19 protein-coding genes are annotated in these 22,092 nt (G+C 68.6%); 8 read left to right on the top strand and 11 right to left on the bottom strand.

Going from position 1 to position 22,092, the window contains the following annotated elements:
• Positions 1 to 11: 11 nt before the first annotated feature.
• Entirely contained in the window at positions 12 to 257 is a 246-nt protein-coding gene (nrdH, locus tag ACX80H_RS00095; RefSeq protein WP_087073531.1) for a glutaredoxin-like protein NrdH, read from the bottom strand.
• A gap of 408 nt (positions 258 to 665) precedes the next feature.
• On the opposite strand from nrdH, the gene ACX80H_RS00090 reads away from it, so the two are divergent.
• Entirely contained in the window at positions 666 to 1,619 is a 954-nt protein-coding gene (locus tag ACX80H_RS00090) for a LysR family transcriptional regulator (protein WP_459310396.1), read from the top strand.
• 95 nt (positions 1,620 to 1,714) lie between these two features.
• A complete protein-coding gene (locus ACX80H_RS00085) occupies positions 1,715 to 2,761 on the top strand; it encodes an SDR family oxidoreductase (protein ID WP_459310394.1) in 1,047 nt (348 codons plus the stop codon).
• A gap of 61 nt (positions 2,762 to 2,822) precedes the next feature.
• Here the strand turns inward: ACX80H_RS00085 and ACX80H_RS00080 are convergent, their stop codons facing one another.
• Positions 2,823 to 3,725, bottom strand: a complete 903-nt coding sequence (locus tag ACX80H_RS00080; RefSeq protein WP_459310392.1) for a methylenetetrahydrofolate reductase — start codon at positions 3,723 to 3,725, stop codon at positions 2,823 to 2,825.
• A gap of 32 nt (positions 3,726 to 3,757) precedes the next feature.
• Positions 3,758 to 4,897 carry an App1 family protein phosphatidate phosphatase gene (locus ACX80H_RS00075; RefSeq protein WP_459310390.1) on the bottom strand — a complete coding sequence of 380 codons (1,140 nt, stop codon included), beginning with the start codon at positions 4,895 to 4,897 and terminating at the stop codon, positions 3,758 to 3,760.
• Between the two features lie 181 nt (positions 4,898 to 5,078).
• Between ACX80H_RS00075 and ACX80H_RS00070 the strand changes: the two genes are divergently transcribed.
• The 6 genes from ACX80H_RS00070 to ACX80H_RS00045 all read left to right on the top strand — a co-directional run bounded on the left by ACX80H_RS00070 (position 5,079) and on the right by ACX80H_RS00045 (position 11,797).
• A complete protein-coding gene (locus ACX80H_RS00070; RefSeq protein WP_459310388.1) occupies positions 5,079 to 5,432 on the top strand; it encodes a hypothetical protein in 354 nt (117 codons plus the stop codon).
• Positions 5,433 to 5,505: 73 nt separating this feature from the next.
• A complete protein-coding gene (locus ACX80H_RS00065; protein WP_459310387.1) occupies positions 5,506 to 6,357 on the top strand; it encodes an HNH endonuclease in 852 nt (283 codons plus the stop codon).
• Positions 6,358 to 6,412: 55 nt separating this feature from the next.
• A complete protein-coding gene (locus ACX80H_RS00060) occupies positions 6,413 to 7,891 on the top strand; it encodes an MFS transporter (RefSeq protein WP_459310385.1) in 1,479 nt (492 codons plus the stop codon).
• A gap of 53 nt (positions 7,892 to 7,944) precedes the next feature.
• Positions 7,945 to 10,641 carry a winged helix-turn-helix domain-containing protein gene (locus tag ACX80H_RS00055; protein ID WP_459310383.1) on the top strand — a complete coding sequence of 899 codons (2,697 nt, stop codon included), beginning with the start codon at positions 7,945 to 7,947 and terminating at the stop codon, positions 10,639 to 10,641.
• A 119-nt stretch (positions 10,642 to 10,760) separates the two neighbouring features.
• Positions 10,761 to 11,447, top strand: coding sequence for a hypothetical protein (locus ACX80H_RS00050; RefSeq protein ID WP_459310381.1), 687 nt, complete (start codon positions 10,761 to 10,763; stop codon positions 11,445 to 11,447).
• Positions 11,444 to 11,797 (top strand): DUF8691 family protein, encoded by a 354-nt coding sequence (locus ACX80H_RS00045; protein ID WP_459310379.1) that lies wholly within the window; start codon positions 11,444 to 11,446, stop codon positions 11,795 to 11,797. The genes ACX80H_RS00050 and ACX80H_RS00045 overlap by 4 nt, the downstream gene beginning before the upstream one ends.
• Here the strand turns inward: ACX80H_RS00045 and ACX80H_RS00040 are convergent.
• From ACX80H_RS00040 to ACX80H_RS00005, 8 genes are all read right to left on the bottom strand, one after another.
• Complete coding sequence (locus ACX80H_RS00040; RefSeq protein ID WP_459310377.1) at positions 11,727 to 12,959, bottom strand: MFS transporter; 1,233 nt, start codon at positions 12,957 to 12,959, stop codon at positions 11,727 to 11,729. The genes ACX80H_RS00045 and ACX80H_RS00040 overlap by 71 nt on opposite strands.
• Complete coding sequence (locus tag ACX80H_RS00035; protein ID WP_459310375.1) at positions 12,937 to 13,833, bottom strand: dihydrodipicolinate synthase family protein; 897 nt, start codon at positions 13,831 to 13,833, stop codon at positions 12,937 to 12,939. Before ACX80H_RS00035 ends, ACX80H_RS00040 begins: the two co-directional genes overlap by 23 nt.
• 27 nt (positions 13,834 to 13,860) lie before the next feature.
• On the bottom strand, positions 13,861 to 14,760 hold the full coding sequence (locus ACX80H_RS00030; RefSeq protein ID WP_459310374.1) for an EamA family transporter: 900 nt from the start codon (positions 14,758 to 14,760) through the stop codon (positions 13,861 to 13,863).
• Complete coding sequence (locus tag ACX80H_RS00025) at positions 14,747 to 15,490, bottom strand: B3/B4 domain-containing protein (protein ID WP_459310372.1); 744 nt, start codon at positions 15,488 to 15,490, stop codon at positions 14,747 to 14,749. Before ACX80H_RS00025 ends, ACX80H_RS00030 begins: the two co-directional genes overlap by 14 nt.
• Positions 15,483 to 16,088 (bottom strand): helix-turn-helix domain-containing protein, encoded by a 606-nt coding sequence (locus ACX80H_RS00020; protein ID WP_459310370.1) that lies wholly within the window; start codon positions 16,086 to 16,088, stop codon positions 15,483 to 15,485. The genes ACX80H_RS00025 and ACX80H_RS00020 overlap by 8 nt, the downstream gene beginning before the upstream one ends.
• Before the next feature lie 168 nt (positions 16,089 to 16,256).
• On the bottom strand, positions 16,257 to 19,058 hold the full coding sequence (locus ACX80H_RS00015; RefSeq protein WP_459310368.1) for a S8 family serine peptidase: 2,802 nt from the start codon (positions 19,056 to 19,058) through the stop codon (positions 16,257 to 16,259).
• A gap of 203 nt (positions 19,059 to 19,261) precedes the next feature.
• Complete coding sequence (locus ACX80H_RS00010; RefSeq protein ID WP_459310366.1) at positions 19,262 to 20,398, bottom strand: hypothetical protein; 1,137 nt, start codon at positions 20,396 to 20,398, stop codon at positions 19,262 to 19,264.
• A gap of 124 nt (positions 20,399 to 20,522) precedes the next feature.
• Entirely contained in the window at positions 20,523 to 21,731 is a 1,209-nt protein-coding gene (locus tag ACX80H_RS00005) for an NAD(P)-binding domain-containing protein (protein ID WP_459310364.1), read from the bottom strand.
• Between the last annotated feature and the right edge of the window lie 361 nt (positions 21,732 to 22,092).

Here is a 22,092-nt window from a genome sequence, read left to right as displayed (position 1 = left end):
AGGGGAACCGGTCAGGCTACCGAACTCACGACGGAGTCGGCGAGCGAGTTGATCTTGTCGGGACGGAATCCGGACCAGTGGTCATTGTCCGTGATGACGACCGGAGCCTGCATGTAGCCCATCGAGCGGACGCGCTCGAGTGCTGCAGGATCCTGCGAGATGTCGACGCTCTGGTAGGCGATGCCCTTCTTGTCCAGAGCCCGGTAGGTGGCGTTGCACTGTACGCAAGCCGGCTTCGTGTAAACCGTGACGGTCATGTCTAAGTCCCCTTTTCTCTACTGCTGTCGTGCTGTGTCATGGGTGGCGCGCGGCCCCGGAAAGGGGAAGGAAATCCGGGGATTTCCGCGCCTCCGGGCCCATGCCCGTCCAGCGGTTGTTCTGTCCCTCGATACTACATCTAGTGCGACCAACTCGTGCCTACCCCTAGATGATGTATTACAAGTATGTCATTACGGGAGCGAGTAGTCCACACGATGTCCACAGATCCAGGGCTCCGGAAAGCCCGGAAACGAGCCGATCCGAGGCCGGAAAAGACATCTGGTCCACACGCTGTGGAGTACTTCCGCACAGACTGAAAAACTTCCGTGTCGCGTTTCCCTGGCGTGTCGCGGGAGTCGAGTGTAGAAGACTGGGGCGAAGGATCCAGCCGACGAGGAGAGTGCTACGTGGTCAACCCGGTCCACCTGCGGACACTGCTCGAGGTCATCCGCCACGGGTCCTTCAGCGGCGCCGCCACGAGCCTCGGCTACACGGCGTCGGCGGTATCCCAGCAGATGTCGGCGCTGGAACGGGACACGGGCGCCACGCTCTTCACGCGGGCCGCCCGCAGCGCGATTCCTACGGACGCCGCCCTCGCGATGTCCCGGCATGCCTCGAAGGTCCTGACCGACATCGATGCGCTGCTCGCCTCGACCGCCCGTGCCGGTACCGGTCCCGCCCATGAGCTCCGGCTCGGCATCTTCCCCAGCCTCGCGACATTCGCCCTCCCGCGGCTGCTGCGCACGCCGGAATGGCAGCGGCTCGGCGTGTCCTTGCGCGTCTTCGTCGGCGAACCGGCGCACACCATCCAGGGACTGCGCACCGGGGGCGATCTCGACCTCGCCCTCGTGTACCAGGTCGGGCAGGCCGGCCTCGCCTGGCCGTCGACCCTGAGCCGCCAGTGGATCGGCGACGACGACTTCCGGGTCATCCTGCCCGCGAGCTGGGGCATCCGCAGCGGCTCGCGCGTCACCGCCGACCAGCTCGCGGACATGCCGTGGATCATGCACCACCCCGGCACCGCGGATGCGACGGTCATCGAACGTCTCTTCGCGAGCTGCAACCTGCATCCCCGTATCGCGGCCTACTGCGACGACTTCAATGCCAGCCTCGAGCTGACCGCAGCGGGCCTGGGAGCAGCACTGGTGCCCGAACTCGCCATGGTCAACCGGCCCGAGGGCATCGTGGCGCTCGACGTCCCGGAGATCCGGCTGGCCCGCAGCATCTTCGCCCTGCGCACGGGCGATGCCGACGACGCACGGGTGCGGCTCTTCATGGACCAGCTCGCGGACATCCTCCGGGGACAGAGCATCGGCCCCAAGCACACCGCTCCCGGGCACGCACGCCCCTCCAGCTCCTGAATTCCCATTGCGCCCGTCCGGCGCTGTCCGTACCTTCGGGTCAGGAGCGGACACCGATCCGCTGGTTTTCCCGTGATCTTCCGAGGAGAAACCCAATGCGGATCAAGAACAGCGTGGTCGTCATCACCGGGGCAGCGAGCGGCATCGGCCGGGCCACAGCCCTTCGGTTCGCCCGTCGCCGCACGAATCTCGTCCTCGCCAGCAGGCGGGTGGAAGCGCTCGAGACGCTCGTCGCCGAGTGCGCGGCGCTGGGCTCCCGTGCCATCGCCGTTCCCACGGACACCTCCGAGTACGATGCGGTCCAGGAGCTTGCGAGCAGGGCCGTCGAGGAGTTCGGGCGCATCGACGTCTGGGTGAACAACGCCGCCGTCTCGTTCTTCTCGCCGTTCCTGGAGGTGCCCCTGCGCGACTTCGAGCGGGTGATCGACGTCAACGTGATGGGCTACGTCTACGGGGCCCGGGCCGCACTGGAGCGCATGCAGGACCAGGGCTCCGGCGTCCTCGTCAATGTCGCGTCCATCGTCGGGGAGATCCCCCAGCCCTACACCTCCGCCTACTCCATGTCGAAGGCGGCCGTCCGGGCCCTCGGCGTCAGCCTGCGGTCCGAGCTGAAACTCGACCGGAAGAAGCACATCCACGTGTGCACGGTCCTCCCGCCCACCATCGACACGCCGTTCTTCAACCACGCCGCGAACTACACCGGCCGCCGGGCGGTGGCGATGCCGCCGGTCTACAGTGCGGACCGCGTCGCCAAGGCCATCCTCGACGTCATCGAGGTACCGACCCGGGAGGTGGCGGTAGGCCGGATCGGCCGCTCCATGGTCCGGCAGCACCGACTCATGCCGGCCCGGCTCGAGAAGGTGATGGCGGTGCAGGTGGAGAACAGCCATCTGTCCAGGAAGGAATCGGCCGAGGACTCGACCGGCAACCTCTACGGGCCCTCCCTGGATCCGGCGAATGCCTCAGTGACGGGTGGCTGGAGCGGTAAACGGCGCACTGCGCAGCGGATGGTCCTCGGCACCGCCCTGGTGGGTGCCGGCGCGGTCGTGTTCGGGGACAAGCTCAAGGGCGTCCTTCCCCTCGCGGCTGGGGCCGCGGGGACCGTGGGACAGGCGGTCAAGGCCATGGGCAGGGGATCCTAGGTACGCGAGCGCAGGGCCCCGCCCGCGGGTCGGCTACATCTGGTCGGCTACATCTGGTCGGCTACATCGAGGCTGCCAGGCCCGCCTCCGGTGGACGCTCCAGCTCGAGGGCATCCAGGACGTCGAGCGCGGCGGCGTGCTCGTTGAAGGTGTAGAGATGGAGCCCCGGCGCACCGTCGTCGAGCGCTGCCCGAGCCAAGTCCACGGTCGCCTCGACGCCGACCCGGCGGCGTTCCTCGTCGGTGCGGGCGCCCTCCAGGCGTCCCCAGAGGGTCTCGTCGACGTCGATCCCCGCGAGCCCGCTCAGCTTCTTCAGGCGCCGGGTACTCGTCATGGGCATGACGCCGGGGATGATCGGGATGGTGACGCCTGCTCGCCGTGCGCGCGTGACGAGCCGCGAATAGTCGGAGGCCTGGAAGAACACTTGGGTGATCGCGAAGTCGGCCCCTGCCACTTCCTTGGCGAGCAGCACCTCGATGTCCTGATCGAAGCTATGCGAGTCCGGATGCCGGGTCGCGTAGGCCGCTACCCCGACCGATACCTTGCCGGCTGCCAGCTGGGCGACCCGCTGCGCTTCGACCTCCCGGATCAGCCGCACGAGCTCGTCAGCGTGCTCGACGTCGCCGGGCCGGCTCTCCCGTCCTTCGGGCGCGTCACCGCGGAGGGCGAGGATGCCGCGGACCCCGCCACCGATGAGCCGGTCGACGATCTCCGTCAGGTCGGCGCGGCTGGTCCCGACGCAGGTCAGATGTGCCAGCGGCTTGAGCGTGGTCTCCGTCAACAGGCGGCGCAGGAGGTCGATCGCCGTCTCCTGGTTGCTGCCGGCAGCACCATAGGTGACCGACACGAAATCGGGACGCGTGTCCTCGAGGCGGCGGATGGTCGTCCACAGTGAGTCCTCTGCCTCGGCGTTCCGGGGCGGGTACAACTCGTAGGACAGGGCGGGATAGGTGGGTGGCGACATCTGAGTCCTCTTCGTGGGTGCCGCAGGATCGATCAGTCCGTCTCCTCCGGTACATCGGCCGAGCGTACCTCGCTGTGGATGATGCCGAGCTCCTCGAGCTTCTCGGACATCCCGGCTCCGTCGGGCGCGTAGATCCACGGGATACCCGGTGTCGGCTGGACGCCGGTCTTGGAGCGGCCGCCCGCGAGCACCGCTTCACCGACGGACAGCTGGCGGATCGCGATGGCCCGGACGTTCTGCGGGTGGCGTTGCGCGAACTCGGAGTAGATCGCCTCGTCGTGCTGTCCGTCGTCGCCCACAAGCAGCCATTTGACGGCGGGGAACTCCTCGGCCAGCTGCTCGAGCGACGTCCGCTTGTGTTCCTGGCCGCTGCGGAACCACCGGTCGCGGGTCGGTCCCCAGTCGGTCAGGAGCTTGGGCCCTGCCGGATACAGGTTGCGGGAGAGGAAGCGGGACAGGGTCGGCGCGACATTCCAGGCGCCCGTCGACAGGTAGAGCACCGGCGCCGACGGAAGCGTCCGTACGATCCGCTCGTACAGTACGGCCATACCGGGGGTCGGTGTCCGCGCGTGCTCGTCGAGCACGAAGGTGTTCCATGCAGCGAGGAAGGGGCGTGGCAGGGCCGTCACCATCACGGTGTCGTCGATGTCGGAGACGACGCCGAAATCCGTGTCTTCAGCGACGATCCGCACGGGTGCCTCCACCACGCGGGAGTTCCCCGCCTGCAGGGTGATGGTGTGCCAGCCGGCGTCGAGCGTCACGGGGATGCGCGCGTCGACCACACCGCCGCGGTCGGCCTCGACGTCGTGCACCGTGTCGCCGACGGTGACGTGGACGACGGCGTGGGCCACGGGGGCGCTCGTGAAGTTGCGCCAGCCGCGCATCCCTTCCTTCAGGGGCTTGAGCGGGCCGGCCTGCGCACTCCGCCCCGTATCTCTCGGGTCACCGAGCACGACGCGTGCCAGGACCCGCACCCACGACGTCGTGCCGTACCCGGTGTACGGGATGACGGTGTCGACCCTGCCGCGCCGGATCGCCAGGCGCGTCTGGAACTTGAGCCAGGCGTCGTCGAGGCGCACCGCGACGTGACGGTCTTCGAGCCCCGGCTTCGCGGGATTCCTGCTTCCGGGGCCGGCGGACGGGGTGTGCGACTTCGCAGATCGTGGACACATGCCCCCCAGTCTGGCACGGCGGCACCCCGGGGACGAGCCCTGCCGCGCCGGTCGGGCAGAACACGAGGGCGCAGGTCACAGGCGTCTAACAACTCCGACTTATCCCCGGGACGATCTTGTAGCGGGCAGTGGCGGCTGGGACGCTGGAACTTCGATCAGGCGAACGATCAGTGGGGATGTCATGGCACTAGGGTGGGAATACAAGGGCGTGCGCCTCGTGGAGGAAAGGATCCTGCACGACTGGGACACCTGCGCGACAGTCGACCTCCGCGCCACCGCGGTCGACCTGGCGCATGCCATCCGCTTCGGCAAGGCGCAACCGGCCCTCGAGGCGGTGGCGGCCGGCGGGGTTACGCTCACCGCCGACCACGCCCGGGCGCTCCATTTCGCCAATGAGATGGCCGAATTGCGGCACTACGGCCCCCTGATCGCGGTGGAGGACAACGTCCCCGTCCTGGCGCCCGGCATCCGACAGATCATCGGGACCTTCGACGAATACGGGCTGTGGGACGGCCAGCCGGCCTGGACCCTCTGACAACGAGGCCCGAGCACCAGACCTGCAGGACTGACCCCGAGCCTCCCGGACCGGTCGTGGCACACTCGATGCCATGACGGCACTGATCATCGAGTGGGACCCGGAGCGGCCGGAGTGGCGGGGGACGTACGCCTCGGACGTCGGCACCGTCCGGAGCACCGGCGTCGTCAGGCAGCGTTGGATGGTGCCGGCCAGGACGCCGCTGGACCACGGCATGGATGTCTGGGTGGTCGTCGCGGGCCGGCGTCCTGCCATGCGGGGGCTGATCGGGCATGGGACCCTTGCGGGCATTCCCTCCGAGGTGGCTGCTGCACGGGGATCCGACGGGCCGGCACAGTGCATCGGGATCGACTTCGACAGCCTGCTCCCCCACGGTGACCAGGTATCGCTGGACCAGCTCGTCGAGCGGGTCCCCGCCCTGGCCGGGGGCTTCGGTGTGCTCGCCATCGACGGCGGGACCGAGGTGGCCATGCGCTCGCTCTGGGCCGCCGCCGGTTCCCCCGAACCCGGCTCACTGGATCCGGTCCCCGGAGCGTTGCCGTCCGCCGCGATCCGGCGCGTGGTGGTCAATCGCTTCGAGCGGGACCTCGAGCTGCGCCGGGTGGCGGTGGCCCACCGCGGCTCCGCGTGCCACGCCTGCGGCATGGACTTCGAGCAGGGTTACGGCGTGACCGCTGACCTGGTCCAGGTCCACCACATCACGCCGCTGGAGCTCCTGGACGCAGGGTACGAGGTCGATCCGCTCGTCGACCTGATCCCCCTCTGCCCGAACTGCCACGTCGTGGCCCACAGCCGCTGGCCCGAACCGCTCACCGTGGAGGAGATCAGGAGCCGGTTGCGGACCAGCGGGTTCCTCCGCGGATCCACGCTGACCGACGAGCAGCTCGAAGCAGAGGCGGCCGCCGCGCGGATCCTGGGCGCCTGAGCCTGCCCACGCACCACCGTTTCGGTACGTGGTGATTGTCAGTACACTGGGGCGCATGACCGGGCAGGAACCGGCCCTGCCCAGGGCCGCTGCGGTTCCCCACGACGGCGCAGGCTTCCCCGAGGATCTGCCCGCCCCCTCCCTGCAGGCCGACGACAGCGGCACCCCGGACCGGGACGACAGCGGCGACGTCGACACCACCTTGCGGAGTCCGGCGGAACGGTCCCGCACCTTCCTGGGCATCCTCGTGAACACCGGCCTCGCGAACATCACCACCAGTTTCCTGTGGTTCGCCCTGACCTTCTGGGCCTACCTGCAGACCCGCAACGTGATCGCCACCGGGGTGATCGGCGGTGCGTACATGCTGTTGATCGCCCTTTCCAGCATCAGCTTCGGCACCTTCGTGGACCGCTACCGCAAGCTGGCCGTGATGCGCTTCGCCGCCGGCTTCACGCTGGCGATGTTCGTCCTGTCCGGTGTCATGTACCTGCTGACACCCGCCGCCAGGCTCCTCGACCTGCGGCAGCCGTGGTTCTGGGTCTTCACCCTCATCATCCTGATCGGCGCGGTCGTGGAGAACCTGCGGAACATCGCCCTCTCCACCACGGTCACCATCCTCGTCGAGCCGGACCGACGTGCCAATGCCAACGGGCTGGTGGGCATGGTGCAGGGACTGATGTTCATCATCACCTCGGTGCTCTCCGGGCTGTCGGTCGGGCTGATCGGCATGGGATGGACGATCGTCGTGGCCCTCGTGCTGACGGCGCTGGCCTTCGCGCATCTGCTCACCCTGCGCATGCCCGAAGAAGTGCGCCCGGCTGCCACGGACGCGCACGGCGGATTCGACCTGCGCGGCTCCCTCGCGGCGGTCCTGGTCATTCCGGGACTGTTCGCGCTGATCCTGTTCTCGACGTTCAACAATTTCGTCGGCGGCGTCTACATGGCGCTGATGGATCCCTACGGCCTGGAAATGTTCTCCGTGGAGTTGTGGGGAACCTTCTTCGCGCTCGGCGCGACCGGGTTCCTCGTGGGCGGCGCCCTGATCGGCAAGTTCGGCCTCGGGCCCAATCCGCTGCGCACCATGCTCATCGCCGTGATCCTGATGGGTGTTGTCGGCGCGTTGTTCACGGTACGGGAATGGGCATGGCTGTACGTCCTCGGCATCTGGCTGTACCTGGTCCTGGTGCCGTTCGTCGAGGCCGCCGAGCAGACGGTCATCCAGCAGGTCGTGCCCCTGAACCGGCAGGGGCGCGTGTTCGGATTCGCCATGGCGTTCGAGTCCGCGGCAGCACCGATCACCGCGTTCCTGATCGCGCCGATCGCCCAGGTCTGGATCATCCCGTACACCCGGTCGACGGCGGGCGCCGCCCAGCTGGCCCCGCTGCTGGGTGAGGGCACCTCCCGCGGCATCGCCCTGATCTTCCTCGTCGCCGGGATCATCGTCATCGCCGCGGCACTCGTGGCCTTCGCAACTCCGGTCTACCGGCGGGTTTCGGCATCCTACGCGCAGGCCGGTGAGGCCCGGCCGGAGTGATGATGTACGAGCCGAGGAACGGCCGCGCAGTCCCCGCATCCTAGGATGAGCCCATGGTGATGGAGGTCCTGGCGACAAAGCTCTTCGTGCCGTCCCCGCGCCCGCATTCGATCTCCCGTCCCCGTCTCGTCGGCCGACTGACCGCCGCGCTTCGGGAAGGACGACGGCTCACCCTCGTCTCTGCGCCTGCCGGGTTCGGCAAGACGGCGCTCTTCGCCGAGTGGATCGCGCAGTTGCGTCGACAGGAGCCGGCGGTGAGCGTCGCATGGTTGTCCCTCGAGGACAGTGACAACGATCCCGTCCGTTTCCTCTCCTACCTGGCTGCCGCACTCCATCATGCCGACCCCGAGGTCGGGCCGGAGGATCACGACGTGCGGTTGTCGGCCGAAGCGGCCCTCACCTCTCTCCTCAACGACATGTCCCGCCGCGCGCAGCCGATGATGCTGTTCCTGGATGACTTCCAGGTCATCGAGAACCCGTCCGTCCGCGACGCCGTCGTCTTCCTGCTCGACCACCTGCCGCCCGGACTACACGTCGCCATCGCGAGCCGCTCCGATCCGCTCCTGCCCCTGGCGCGGCTGCGGGCCGCCGGCGACCTGGCCGAGGTGCGCGCCGCCGACCTGCGCTTCACTCCCGACGAGGCGTCCGCGTTTCTCAACGGGGTGATGGGACTCTCCCTCACGCACGAGAACGTCGCAGCGCTCGAAACGCGTACGGAGGGCTGGATCGCAGGGCTCCAACTTGCGGCGTTGTCCCTGCGCGACAGCACGGACGTCCCCGCCTTCATCGACGCCTTCACGGGCAGCCATCGCTTCGTGATCGATTACCTCACCGAGGAGGTTCTCCGGCACGCGCCGCTCCCCGTGCGCGAGTTCCTCCTCCAGACCGCCATCCTCGAGCGGCTCAGCGGTCCGCTGTGCGACGCGGTGACCGGACGGACCGACAGCCTCCGGATGCTGGAATCGCTCGAGCGCGCCAACCTGTTCATCGTTCCCCTGGACGACAGTCGGCAGTGGTACCGATACCACCATCTGTTCGCCGATGTGCTGCGCTCGAGGATGCTCGCGCGCGGCCCGGGACCCAGTGCGGAGCTCCACAGTCTGGCCAGCGAGTGGTACGAGAGCAACGGTTCGCCCGACGAGGCGGTCAGGCATGCGTTCGAAGCCGCCGACTTCCCACGTGCCGCCCGGATCATCGAGACAACCATCCCCGGCGTCCGCCGGAGCCGGCAGGATGCGACCCTCCTCGGATGGCTGGCGAGGCTCCCCGAGGACGCCCAGAAACGCAGGCCCGTCCTCCGGGTGTTCTCCGCATGGTCCTCGCTCGTCGCCGGCGACCTCTCCTCCGCCGATCGCCGACTGACCGAGGCTGAGCGTCTCCTCGCGGGCGACGGCGACGGCACGGCACCCGTGCACGATTCGGAGCCCGGCGAGGAGCTCCGGACCCTGCCCGTCACGATCGCGCTCTACCGTGCCTCCCTCGCCCTGGCAATGGGAGACCAGCCCGGAATGACCCTCGCTGCCCGCCGCGCACTGGACGCGGTAGGCCCCGAGGACCACCTGGGCCGGGGCGCCGCGGCCGGCATGTTGGGCATCGCCCTGTGGGCCGACGGCGACCTCGAGGCCGGCGTCATCGCCTTCGGGAACTCCGCGAGGAGCCTCCAGGCCGCCGGCAACCTCACCGACGCCCTGAGCACGACCATGGTCATCGCCGACATGCTGCTGCCGCTCGGCCGGCTGCGGGAAGCACAGGCGATCTACGAGGCCGCACTGCAGCAGTCCATCGAGCACTGCAGCGGCGGTCAGCCGACAGCAGACCTCCACGCGGGCATCAGCGAGATCTATCGCGAGCGCGACGACCTCGCGACCGCGAGGAGTCACCTGGCGGCGAGCACGGCCTTGGGCGATACCGCCCTCTCGCACGAGCATCGCCACCGGTGGTTCGTGGCGATGGCGAGGGTGCAGGAGGCCGACGGTGAACCGGATCTCGCTCTCGAGTCGCTGGCACGCGCAGCAGAGTACTACCGCCGTGGATTCTTCCCCGACGTCCGCCCGATCGGCGGGCTCCGGGCCCGCCTTCTCATCACGCAGGGGCGCCTTCCCGAGGCGCGGGTCTGGGTGGACGAGCAAGGGCTGGCGTTCACGGATACGCCGGACTATCTCCGGGAGTTCGGCTACATCACACTGGCCCGGCTGCTGATCGCGGAGCATGCCGTCACTCCCCCGGGCAGTCCGCTCGACGATGCGCAGGAACTGCTCGGCCGACTGGAGTCTTCGGCGGAAGGCGGCGGGCGCAGGGGCAGCCTGAGCGAGATCCGCGTGCTGCAGGCTCTCGCATTCCACGCGCAGGGTGAGACAGCACTCGCACTCGCACCCCTCGAACGCGCCCTCGCCCAGGCCGAAGCCGAGGGCGCCTTTCGGCTCTTCGTCGACGAGGGCGCGCCGATGCTGGCCATCCTGCGCGCCGCGGCCGGGGCCGGCATCCGGCCCGAGTACGTCCGCCGGGTCAGCCAGGCACTCCGCGATACTGACGCCGCCCTGGCCCCGGAGCACCCCGCCGAGGCGCTGAGCGACCGTGAACTCCACGTGCTGAGGCTCCTGGCCACAGGTCTGTCGGGCCCGGAGATCGCCCGGGAGCTCTACGTCTCGCTCAACACGATGCGGACCCACACGAAACACATCTACCGGAAACTTGACGTCAGCAGCCGGGCTTACGCCGTCCGCCGGGCCGAGTCGCTGGGCTTGATCTAGCGCCGCCTGCGGCGGCATCACCACATTTTGGTCGGATGTGGTGATGCCGCGTCACCACATCGCTGCGTAGCTTTCGGGTGTGGCCGGATCGTCCGGCCACGGAACACGAGGAGCGCACCATGAGCATCACGCCGTCCACCCTCACGCGCGGTGGCGCGATCGCCGCCGTCCTGGCGGGGCTCGCCTACATCGTCATCCAATTCATCCACCCCGCCGACGTCGCCGCTTCGCTGTCCACGCAACGCTGGGCGGTCGTCCACGTCCTGAGTTTTGCGGAAGCGGTGCTCGCCGTCGTCGGCATCACAGCCATCTACCTGCGGCAGGTACGGCACTTCGGGATCCTCGGGCTCATCGGGTACCTGATGTTCGGTTTCTTCTTCATCCTGCAGTCCTCGTTCACCTTCGCCGAAGCGTTCATCGCGCCCCTGTTCGTCGTCGACGCACCCCAGATCTCCGTGGATGTCGTCGGGCTGTTCGGTCGGTACGAGGCCGTGACGGATTTGCGCGCGCTGGCCGCACTTCCCGTGATCGGGGCCCTGCTCTACGTGGGTGGCGCACTGCTCTTCGGTATCGCCGTCACCCGCGCCCGGGTACTGTCACGCGGAGCGGGCATCCTGCTGATCGCCGCGGCGGTGGCCACGCCGATCGCCGGCGCGTTCCTGCCCCACACGCTCGAGCGCATGGCCGCCGTCCCCATGGGCCTCGCCCTGATCTGGCTCGGCTACTCCCTCTGGTCCGAGCAGCGGAACCCAGCAGCGTCGCGGGCAGGAGCGGACGAAGCGGGCCTCGGCCGCCTGGCGCGATGAGCCGCTACGAGATCCGTCTGGCAGCGCAGCTCGATGCGGGATGGGGTTCCTGGTTCGAGGGCTTCACGCTCACGCAGGGCGTGGAGGGCTCCACCGTGCTCACCGGGGCCGTCGTCGATCAGGCCGCCCTCCACGGGGTGCTCCGGCGAGTCGGCGACCTGGGAGTTGTCCTGCTCTCGATCACCCTCCTGCGCGACGACGACGTCGACCGTCCCTGTCCGCATCCGCTGCCGACGGGAACGCACCGGGACCGCGAGCGCCGATCGGCAGGTGCAGGTACTACCCCTGCTCCTGACGGAACGGCAGCCGGCGTCTGTCGACGATACTGGTGGTCGTGGCCAGTGCGGTGAGTGCCACCGCGAGAACCAGTGGTGCCCAGGCGGCGGGGGACGTCGTCGCACCGGCGACGGCCGTTCCTGCTGATCCCGCGGCGATCTTGAGGGCACCTACCCAGATGAAGACCTGCCCGCGGGACGCGATGGGTGCGTACTCGCTGCGAGCGGCCAACGTTGCCGCGAAGAACAGCGCATTGGCCACTCCGGCCAGACAGAACGCCACCAGAGAAGCCCCGAGAAAGGGGGCGAGGATCACCAGGATCAACGCTGCCGCCACGAGGACAGCCAGGGAGCTCATGAGCCGGTCCGCGTCGCCGCGGAGCGGCCGGACCATCAGTCCTGCTGACCCGAGGAGGTTGCCCACCCCGTACGCGGCGACCAGGAGTCCGGCTGTCGAAGCGCCGCCCAGGGCGGGAGCGATGGCGACCGCGTAGATCGGCAACGCGGCCACCGAAAAAGCGACCGTGACGGTGAGGCCCAGCGTGCGCCGCAGAGGACCGTGTCGGGTCATGTGCCCGAGTGTCCGACCCGGTGACGGCACCGCCACCGCCTGATCGGGTGGTTCCTGGCGGGGAAGCACGAGGACCGCTCCGGCGCCGAGGACTGCCGCACCAGCGAGGACCAAGGGTGCTGTCAGAGCGTCGGAGGTGGCAGCGATCCAGGCCACCGCCGCAGGTCCGAGGGTGCCACTGATCCCGTAACTCGCCACGTCCCAGCTCTGCGCCCTGCGCTGGTCGCGCTTCCCCGGTCCGGCGATGGAGGGCAGGCGGCTACTGATCCCCCCGGTGAGCATCGGCCCGAAGACCCCGGAGATGAACAGCAGGACGGCCGGCCAGAGCGCCCAGGTGACGGGGATGAGCAGTGCCGCGCCGGCAAGGAGTAGGCCGTGGAGGACAGCGGAGAACGCGATGACCCGACGTCCGTCGCGGGCGGTGTCCAGCCGGCGGGCGATGAAAGGCCCGAGGAGGTGGGGGGCGGTGATGGATGCCCCCAGCAATCCCGCCAGCCAGCCGGGTAGCCCGGAGGCATGGGCGAGGAGGACGATGGCGACGACCGCGCCGCCGTCGGCGCTCCGGACCAGCGTCGCAGCGAAGACGTAGCGGCCCAGCGCCCCGCGACGGCGCTTCATCCGCTCCGGCACCCGGGTGTCAGGGTTACCGGTCGAGGCCGAGTTCATCGATCACTTCGGCGACGCGATCACGTTGGGCCTCGGTCAGGCCTTGAAGGGGCAGCGGCAGGCTGGATGCGGGCGCCAGTGCCAGGTGTTCCGCGATGGCGGACACGACGCGGATGCTCCCACCGAACCCGGAGAACAACTCCCACAGCGGGGCGAGCCGTTCCGACTCCGCGATGGCATCGGAGAACCGCCCTTCCCGGGCCGCCCGGGTGATTCCCAGGGCGAGGACCGGCAGGGTCCCGCCGATGACCGAGTACCAGGCGTCGCAGCCGGCGGCCAGTCCGGTGGCCGCGCGGGCGTCGCCGGAGACACCGATGGTCACGTGGTCGGGGAGAACGGCCCGGATCTTCCCGACCCGGGTTCGGGCCTCCGCCGGTTCAGCGGGAACGCCGGGGATCTTGATGGAGGCGATTCCGGGCAGTTCGGCGATGCGCCCGTACAGCTCGGGAGTAAAGGTGAAGTGGGTGGTACCCGGGTTGTCGTACACGATGACGGGCAGTGAGGAGTGCGCCGTGACGGTCCGGAACAGCGCGAAGACGTCGTCCTCGGTGAGGGGCTGATACGTCATCGGTGCCAGGAGCAGGCCTGCCGCCCCGGCCTTCTCTGCGGTGGCCGCGTTGGTGAGGACCTGCGAGGTCCGTAAAGCTCCGATGCCGATCACGACAGGAGTGCCGGCGGCGTGTTCCACGGCCAGCTGGGCGACGCGGCTCCTCTCCTCAGGGGTGAGGTACGCGTAGGAGCCCGTGGATCCGAGAGCCGTGATCGAATCGACGCCCGCTGTCGCGAGACGTTCGATCAGGCGCGCGAAGGCTGTCTCGTCGACCTCGTCGCCGGCGAATGGGGTGAGGGGGAAGGCGCTGAGTCCGGTGAACATGGAGTGGCTCCGATGATGGGTGAGGCGTCAGGTGATGGGGTCCAGCGTCGACCCGCCGGGTAGTCGCTCGGCGGGACGTCGCCGTCGGCCGCCGCGTTGTGCTGCGGCACCAGCTAGGACGACGAGGAGGATCCCGAGGAACTGGATGGGAGAGGGTTGCTGGTGGAGCACGATCATCCCGAGCACCAGGCCCATGGCAGGTTCCAGGGCCATGAGGGTCCCGAAGGCGGTCGCTGTCATCCGGCGCAGCGCCAGCATCTCGAGGGCGAAGGGCAGCACGGGCAGGAGGATGGCAAGGCCGGCTGCCGCGGCGAGGACACCGGGGCTGAGGTGCCCTGCCGCCTGAGGGATGCCGATGACCGCGGCGGTGGCGGCCGCGACCGGGATCGTCAGGGACAGCGCGGAGATGCCGGTGAACCGGTCGCCGATGCGCTGGGTGAGCATGATGTAGATGCCCCACCCGACGGCGGCCAGTCCGGCGAACAGGACGCCGGTCGGATTGACCGCGCCATGCCAGGGCTCGGTGAGGAGGAGAACACCGCACAGGGCGAGACCTGGCCAGATCAACGCGCGCGGGGAACGGCTCTGCAGGGCGGCGACGGTCAGCGGGCCGAGGAATTCGATGGCGACCGCCGTGCCGAGCGGGATGTGTTGGATCGCGGCGAGAAACCCGACTGTCACGAGCCCGGTGGTGATCCCCAGTCCCAGCAGCACCGGAACATCGCTCCGCCGCACCCGCGACAGGGGTGGGCGGGCGATGATCAGGAAGATCACGGCACCCATGCTCAGCCTGAGCCATGCGGTGCCCCCGGCGCCTATCTCCCCGATGAGGTCCACGGAGAGGGCCGACCCCAGCTGCACGGAGAGGATCGCTGCTACCGCGAGTCCCCACGGCGGCACCGCTGCGCCCGCCCTAAGACTGCTCATGGTGGCGCTCCCCGTCATCGGTGATGAGGCGGCCGACGACGATGACGTCCGGTCCTAGATCCATCAGGTGGCGGGTCAGGTCGTCGGCAGCTGCAGTGAGGGCATCATCGCTCAGGGGCGCCAGGGCGTCGAGGATGAACAGAGCCGTCGTCGTGCCGTCGGTGAGCTGGGTGCGACGGCCCTGACGCCAGTTCCAGCGACGGCAGGTCACGCCTGTCTCATCGCACCAGATGACCTCCCCCGGGTCCGGGTGTTCGATCACGTCATCGCCGCCGGCGATGGTGTCGAAGGCCTCGGTACCCGTGGCCCGGATGAGTCGGGGCGGACCGGTGTAGCCGGCCAGGTCCTCGCCGCCCAGTGGAATCTGGTGCAGTACCGACACCGCGTTGTAGATGTCGGTCAGCCGGTTCACCCGGGGCAGCCCGGACCCGGCGCGGCGCAGCAGCGACTCGAGGCTGTTACGCGTGCGCTGCGGCTTCGCCCCGAACGACCTGTAGGCCTCGCGCCAGGCAGCCACCTGAGGGAGGCTCTCCACCGGCAGGTCGTCCAGCGCCTTCCGCGCGGACGTTTCCGCTGCCTGGAGCAGCAGGTCGCTGGACTCGTCGCTGGGACCCGGCTGCAGCCCGTCCACCGCGAGCAGGACGGCGCGGTAGTCGGGCCGGAGCGAGAACACCGAATCGTCGACCCGAGCACCGTCCAGGAACTCCTGGAGCATTCCCGGCTCACGCACCGGTTACCTCCACTCCGTGTCCTGACCCTGCACCGGGCTCGAAGACCGCCAGGGAGAACGTTGCCGGTTCTTCGCCCTCGTTGGCGTAGGCGTGGGCGACGTCGCCGGGGAACGACACGGCATCACCCTCCTCGAGGACGAACGACTCGTCCCCCACCTCCACGGTGACGGATCCCTGCCGGACCTGCAGCAGTTCCTTCGTGCCCTCCGAGTGGGCCTCGCTCGCGTGTCGGTCCCCTGGGCCGAGAGTCCAATCCCAGAGCTCCACCACATCCGGCAGTTCCGTTCCGGCCACCAGTACACCCCGGCCGCCGCACTCCGACCTCCAGAGAACCGCGCCCTCACCCCTCCGGGTGATCGCAACGGGCCTGGGCCGCGGGGACTCGACCAATGCCGGCAGCCCGACGCCCAGTGCGTCCCCGATCCTCAGCAACGTTCCCACGCTCGGGTTCACCGCTCCCTGCTCGACATTGACGACCATCCGCCGGCTCACGCCCGCCGCTTCCGCCAACTGATCGAGGGTCCAGCGCCTCGACTGCCGCTGCTCCTTCACCCGATCACCGATCGCGGTGGCCAGGGCTGATGTGCTTTCATCCATAAGTGCATCATACTGCACTAGTAGTGCAGTATTCAATGACTCTCTGGCTGCCACGCGACTCGCGCCCCGCCGAGCCGGTGCTCTGACGGGACGAAGTACCCGGACGAATCACCCGGACGAAGAAGGCGGGCCCGGGATGATCCCGGACCCGCCTTCATGCTCGATGCCCTACCGGGTGACGGCCACCGTCCGCACCGAGTACACCGTCGCATTGGTGTAGCCGGACTTGGAGCCGTAGACCCCGACGCTCATGTTCTTGCCCAGGTCCGCCGAGGTGAGCCGGTAGGTCTTCGCTGTTGCGCCCGCGATAGGAACGCCGGTCCGGAACCACTGGTACCTCAGGGTCGTCCCTGCGGTCCACGTGCCGGTGTTGGCCGTCAGCGTGTAGGTGATCCGGGTCGTCCCCGACACGGTCGGCTTCGGGGCGGTCAGGGTGCCTGCGACAACCGCTCCCGTCCGCAGCGAGTAGGACAGGACGCTGGTGTAGCCGGGCCTGGAGCCCGTCACTCCGACGCTGATGTTCTTGCCGAGGTCGGCCGCCGTGAGCGCGTACGTCCTTCCGGTGGCTCCGGTGATGGGAACGCCGGTGCGGAACCACTGGTACGTGAAGGTCGTCCCCGACGTCCAGGTGCCCGTGTTCGCGGTGAGGGTGGAACCGACCTTCGTCGTGCCGGTGACGGTGGGCTTGGCGGTTGCCAGGCTTCCGGCGACGACGGTTCCGGGCCACGCCGAGTACTTCACAACGGTGGTGTAGCCGGGCTTCGAGCCGGTTACTCCGACGCTGACGCTCTTACCGAGGTCGACGGCCGTCAGGGCGAAGGTGGCGCCTGTTGCTCCCGTGATCGGGACGCCGGAGCGGTACCACTGGTACTTCAGCGTCGCCCCCGTCGTCCAGGTGCCGGTGTTCGCGGTCAGGGTGTAGCCGACCTTGGTCGTGCCGGTCACCGTCGGCACGGGGGCCGTGAGGGAGCCGGCTGTGACGACAGCGGTCGGTACGGCATCCTTCGACAGCGTGGCGTAGCCGGCCTGGCTGCCGATGACCTGCACGGAGATCCTGTGGCCCATGTCCTCCAGGGCGATCGGATAGGTCGACCCGGTCTTGTCGGCGATCAGGACGCCGTCGCGCAACCAGCGGTAGTCGAGCGAGGTGTTCGTGCTCCAGATGCCGGCGTCGACCGTGAGGGTCCGGCCGAAGGCGGGCGTTCCCTTGATGGCCGGAACCGGTCCCGTGAGCTCGCCCAGGGCGATCGGGCCGGTCTGCGGTGAGGTCGCCGAGACGGATGCAGAGCCCGTCCTGGTCCCGGTGACGACGACGCTGAGGTGCTTGTCGTGGTCATCCGCCGCGAGGACGTAGTCCTTGCCGGTGCCGTGGACGGTGATCGGCTCCCCGTTGCGCAGCCACTGGTAGGTGAACGTCTCCGGTGCCGGCGTCCACGTTCCCGGATCAGCGGTGATCGTCTGGCCGACGCGCGTGTTCCCGGAGATGACCACGGCTCCGGGGACGATGAGCGTGCCGGGTTCCGGCGGTGTCGGCACCCCGCCGGCACGTGCTGCATCGACGGCTGCTCGGGCGTTGATGAGTCCGGTGCCGCAGCCCCCTTCGCACGGGATCTGCAGCGGCCTGGTCGTGCCCTTGAGGATGTCCTCGACCGCCGCCGGGGCCAGGGTGCGGTTGGCGGAGAGCATGAGGGCGGCGGTCGCCGAGACGTGCGGTGCTGCCATCGAGGTGCCCTGGTAGAACGCGTAGGCCTGGCCGCTGTAGTCCTCGACCGGACCGCTGGAACCCATGTTGATCGTGGACAGGACGCCGCCGAGCGGGTCGATGTCCATGTTGCCGCCGGGGGCGACGACGTCGACGGTGTCGCCGTAGTTCGAGTAGGGCGCCAGTCCCCCGTCGAGGCCGGAAGCAGCGACGGCGATGACGTGCTCGCAGTTGGCCGGGCTGACGAGGGCTGCGTTCTCGTTGTCGTTGCCGGCGGCCGTGACGACGATCGATCCACGGCCGACAGCGCCGTTGATGGCGCTCTGCCAGCTGGTGGTGCACCCACCGCTGCCGCCGACACTGAGGTTGATGACCTGGGCGGCGTTCGGGTTCGCCGGGACGCCCGGCACGGTTCCTCCGGAGGCCCAGATGACCCCGTCGATGATGTCGGACATCCAGCCACCGCATTCGGCGAGGGCCCGTACGGGGAGGATCTTCGCCCCCGGTGCGATGCCTACGACACCTTCGTTGTTGGCGGCGGCCGCAATGGTTCCCGCGACGTGGGTGCCATGCCAGGACGATGGCGCTGCTCCGCACTCGGAGGAAACGCCGTAGTCGCCCTCGTCGGTCGCGTCCGGGTCCCGCCCGTCACCGTCGCGGCCCTCCGCCGGATCACCGATCATGTCGTAGCCGGGGAGGACGTTGGCGTCGAGGTCTGCGTGGCGGGTGATGCCGGTATCGACGACGGCGAGCGTCATGCCCTCGCCGGTCGTGGTGTCCCAGGCCGCGTTGGCGTCGATGCCGTTCTCGCCGAAGACCGGCCACTGGTAGTGGTAGAACTCGTCGTCAGGCGAGAGCGAGGTGACCTGCATGATCTGGTCCGGTTCGGCGTACTCGACGGCGATGTTCGACTCGAGCGACTCGACGAACGCCTCCGCCTCGCCTGACCCCAGCTCGCGGCTCGTCTCCACGACAGTCGCCCCGGTGCCTATGACCTTGACTTCCTTGACGGAGATGCCGAGCTCCCTGGCCTTCACACCGTAGGCATTGCCGCGGGCCTTGGAGCTGGCTTGCGCCTGGTCCTGAAACTTCACGATGAAGCGGTCGGTCGGCCGCGGGGGCTCGGTGCCGCGGATCGCCGGGTTGGCGATCGGCTCGGGAAGAGGCTCTACGGCGGACGCCGGAACGGCGAACAGTGGGGCGGCGAGCAGGGCTGCAATGGTGGCTGCCGCCGCTCCTCGAGTAGTGCGGCGGGGGCGGGTGAACATGCGCGTCCTCGGTGGTCATCCCACCGATGGTGGGCGGCGGCGGGGAGGCCCTGATGCTGTCCCCTGCCGAAGCGTAGCCGAGAGATCATGTGGTTTTACCGGCATGAATCCGCAGTGTTTCCGCAGGTCACGGGCAGGTATCAGCCCATCGCTGACTGGGGCCGCTCCAGGGAGGAGTTGCCGGCTGCACCGGCACGACAAGGTCATTCCTCGGATTCCGGCTCCTCGCCGACCTCCCCGAGGTACTGGATCGTCAGGACCGGGCTGTGCATCTCGTCGGTGCCGGCGACCAGTGCGACGTACGCGTGCTCGCCGTCGAACCCCGGAGCGATGTAGTCGTAGCTTCTCCAGGTCGGGTGCTCTGCGGCGCCGTGCCAGGCGATGTGCAGCAGCAGATCCTCCCACTCGGCCTCGTCCGGCAGCTCCGTGAACCCGAGGACTTCCAGCACTTCCTTCTCGACGGCGACCGGGCACAGGAAGTACTGGCGGGAGGCGTACGGGCTGATGTCGATCAGGTCACCGGCACGAAGCGCCAGCTGGCGTGCAGGGCCCGGATACTTCTCCGGCACCTCGCTCGTGATCTGGTGCTCGAGCAGGTCGACCTGTTCCGTGGTGGGCATGCCCTGCGGGTAGAGGTAGGCGTTGACGCGGGACGCCGGATCGTAGGGGACGAACCAGGCCGGCGCTTCGGGCTCCTCGCCCGGGGCCCGGTGGTAAGCCTGTTCGAGCACGGTGCGGTCCTCGAGGAGGCCGACCGTCGCCCGGTCGAGGTTGACCGCTCCGAGGTTCGCGCCGTACTCGGTGTCCGCGTTCCGGACACCTTTCTTCGCAATGCAGTACACGGCGACCTCGTGCGCGAAGGTGCGGGCACTGTGCCAGCCCAGTTCGAACTCGGAAGCGACCTCGGCCGCGACGACGGCGAAGCGCTGCAGGAATGCGGCGGAGTAGTGGCGCCGGTATGCCGGCGGCAGCATGTCGACCACCTTCGCCCCGGCCGAGGAGATGTACTCCTGCAGGTCCCCGCCGGCAGCCTCGATCGTACGCATCGCGAAGACGTCGTCGAAGAGCCCGTCGAGCACGATCGGAATCGCCTGGCGCAGGGCGCCGCGCAGGAGCTGCGCGATCACCAGGGCCTCCAGCCGATCCTCGGGCGAGTCGTAATTGGATGCCGGGAGCTGGCCGTCCTCGTCGAGCTGCATCCGGCCGATGCACGCACCCTGCAGTTCGGGGCCCCCGAAGTAGCCGAACATCGTGAGATCGATGCCCTCGAGCTTCCTGCCCTCGTTGATCAGCTCGATCTGCTTCGGGGTCAGGTCCTGCGGGTCGATGGTCGGTGCCACTGTGCTCCTTGGTCTGGTGGCGCCAGAGTAACAGCAGCCCGGCGGCACCCGCGCGTGGAGGCCTTGGCACTGCTCATGCCCGCGGTCATGCACAATGTCATCGCCCCTGCTGCCGTGCCAGAGCTCAGAGCCTCGTTGCACCCAGGTAGGTTCGCACCGAGTCAGCGACGAGGTCTGCATCTTTGGGGAAGCCCATGAAGTTTCCCGACGTGCGGCGGACGAGCCACCGCAGGCCGATGAACCAGATCCCCGGAGCCGGCGAAGCCGTCCCCCGGCGCAACGCTGCTCCGTTCGCATCGGTGAGGTCATCCCCGAGCCAGCGGAAGGCACCCGTGTATCCCATGCACCAGACAACACTGGCAATCCCCGTGCTCGAGAGGCGAAGGTGGCGCGGTGGGTCGCCCTCGATCGGCTGTTCCGCTGGGTCCGGCCCGGCCGCAGGGGCGTCGATGCGGTACGTGCGGATGTGTGTGTCGATCCGGGCGCGGATGGCGGCTGCGGCACGATCTCCGTACGCGATATTGGCTGCTGTGCTGTCATCGAAAGTGAGCGCCTCGCCGTCGGCTGCTACGAGGCGACCGGTGAGTGTTGCTCCAGCCTGGGCGAGCACTTGGAGGCTCATGCTGTGCCCGCCGGGTGCGAGCAGGGCGGGCACGGCCAGGACTGCTCGAGGGTCCGGCAGGTTCTCGGGCCGGTCGTCGAAGAAACCTGCCTCGTCCAGCCACGTGAGGATATCTTTGCCGCGGTACTCAGCCCATACGCGACCCACCGGACTGGTGGCCAGCCACACGGTCCTGCCGGCGGCCAGCAACTCCTGGGTGATCTGCGTCCCGGACTGGGCGCTGCCGACAACGAGTACGCCGCCGTCGGGCAGCTCGCCCGGGTTCCTGTACGTGGACGCGTGGCGCTGGACGATCCGATCCGGCAGTCTGCTCGCCAGAGCAGGCACCTTGGGAACGTTCTCGCCCCCGCTTGCCACCACGATGGTACGGGCTTCGACCGGGCCGTCACTGGTGTGCAGACGCCACCACCCACCGACCCGTGACAGTCCGACCACAGCGGTCCCCGTGACCACCGGTGCCTTCGAAGCCAGCGTCTCCAGTCGCTGCACCACATCCATCCGGGTCAGGTACGAGTCCGGATCCTGCTCGCCCAGCATCACGTTCATGAACCCGGGGTTGTTGAGATGCAGCGAATCCCATCGCTGGGTCCGCCACGTCTCGCCCGGCCGGGCACGCTCCAGGACCACGTGCTCGATGCCGAACCCCGACAGCGAGGCGCTTGCGGCGAGCCCGGCGGGGCCGGCTCCGATCACTGCACACTCGATCACCATGACACGCCTGCCTCGGCCGAACCCTAGTGGTACCAGTCTGCGCCCTAATAAACGGATGTGCTCGTGCAGTTTCGACCAGTTCCGCGAGGTTCGACGCATAAGACGATCGCCGGTTACGGCAGAGACAGAAAGCGCGTTTACTTCCTCCGTCCCCATTGGAATCAGAACCAGGAATTAGACCGCTTTCGATGCCGAAGTCGTTCCCAGAACGTGGAGGTATCACCGCGTGGAGGAGTAGAATCTGTCCACGGAACCGCCGCAGAACGGCCTTCGAGGAAGTATCGGCGATGCTTTCGCCGCCATAGGGATATCCCGTTCACTCGCGACCTTCCAGCTTCTTGCCTACTGATTTGCTCCATGG

The organism is Arthrobacter pasteuri (genome assembly GCF_054510955.1).
The sequence above is the reverse complement of the archived record's forward strand: the minus strand, read 5'-3'. Positions and strand labels throughout refer to the sequence as shown.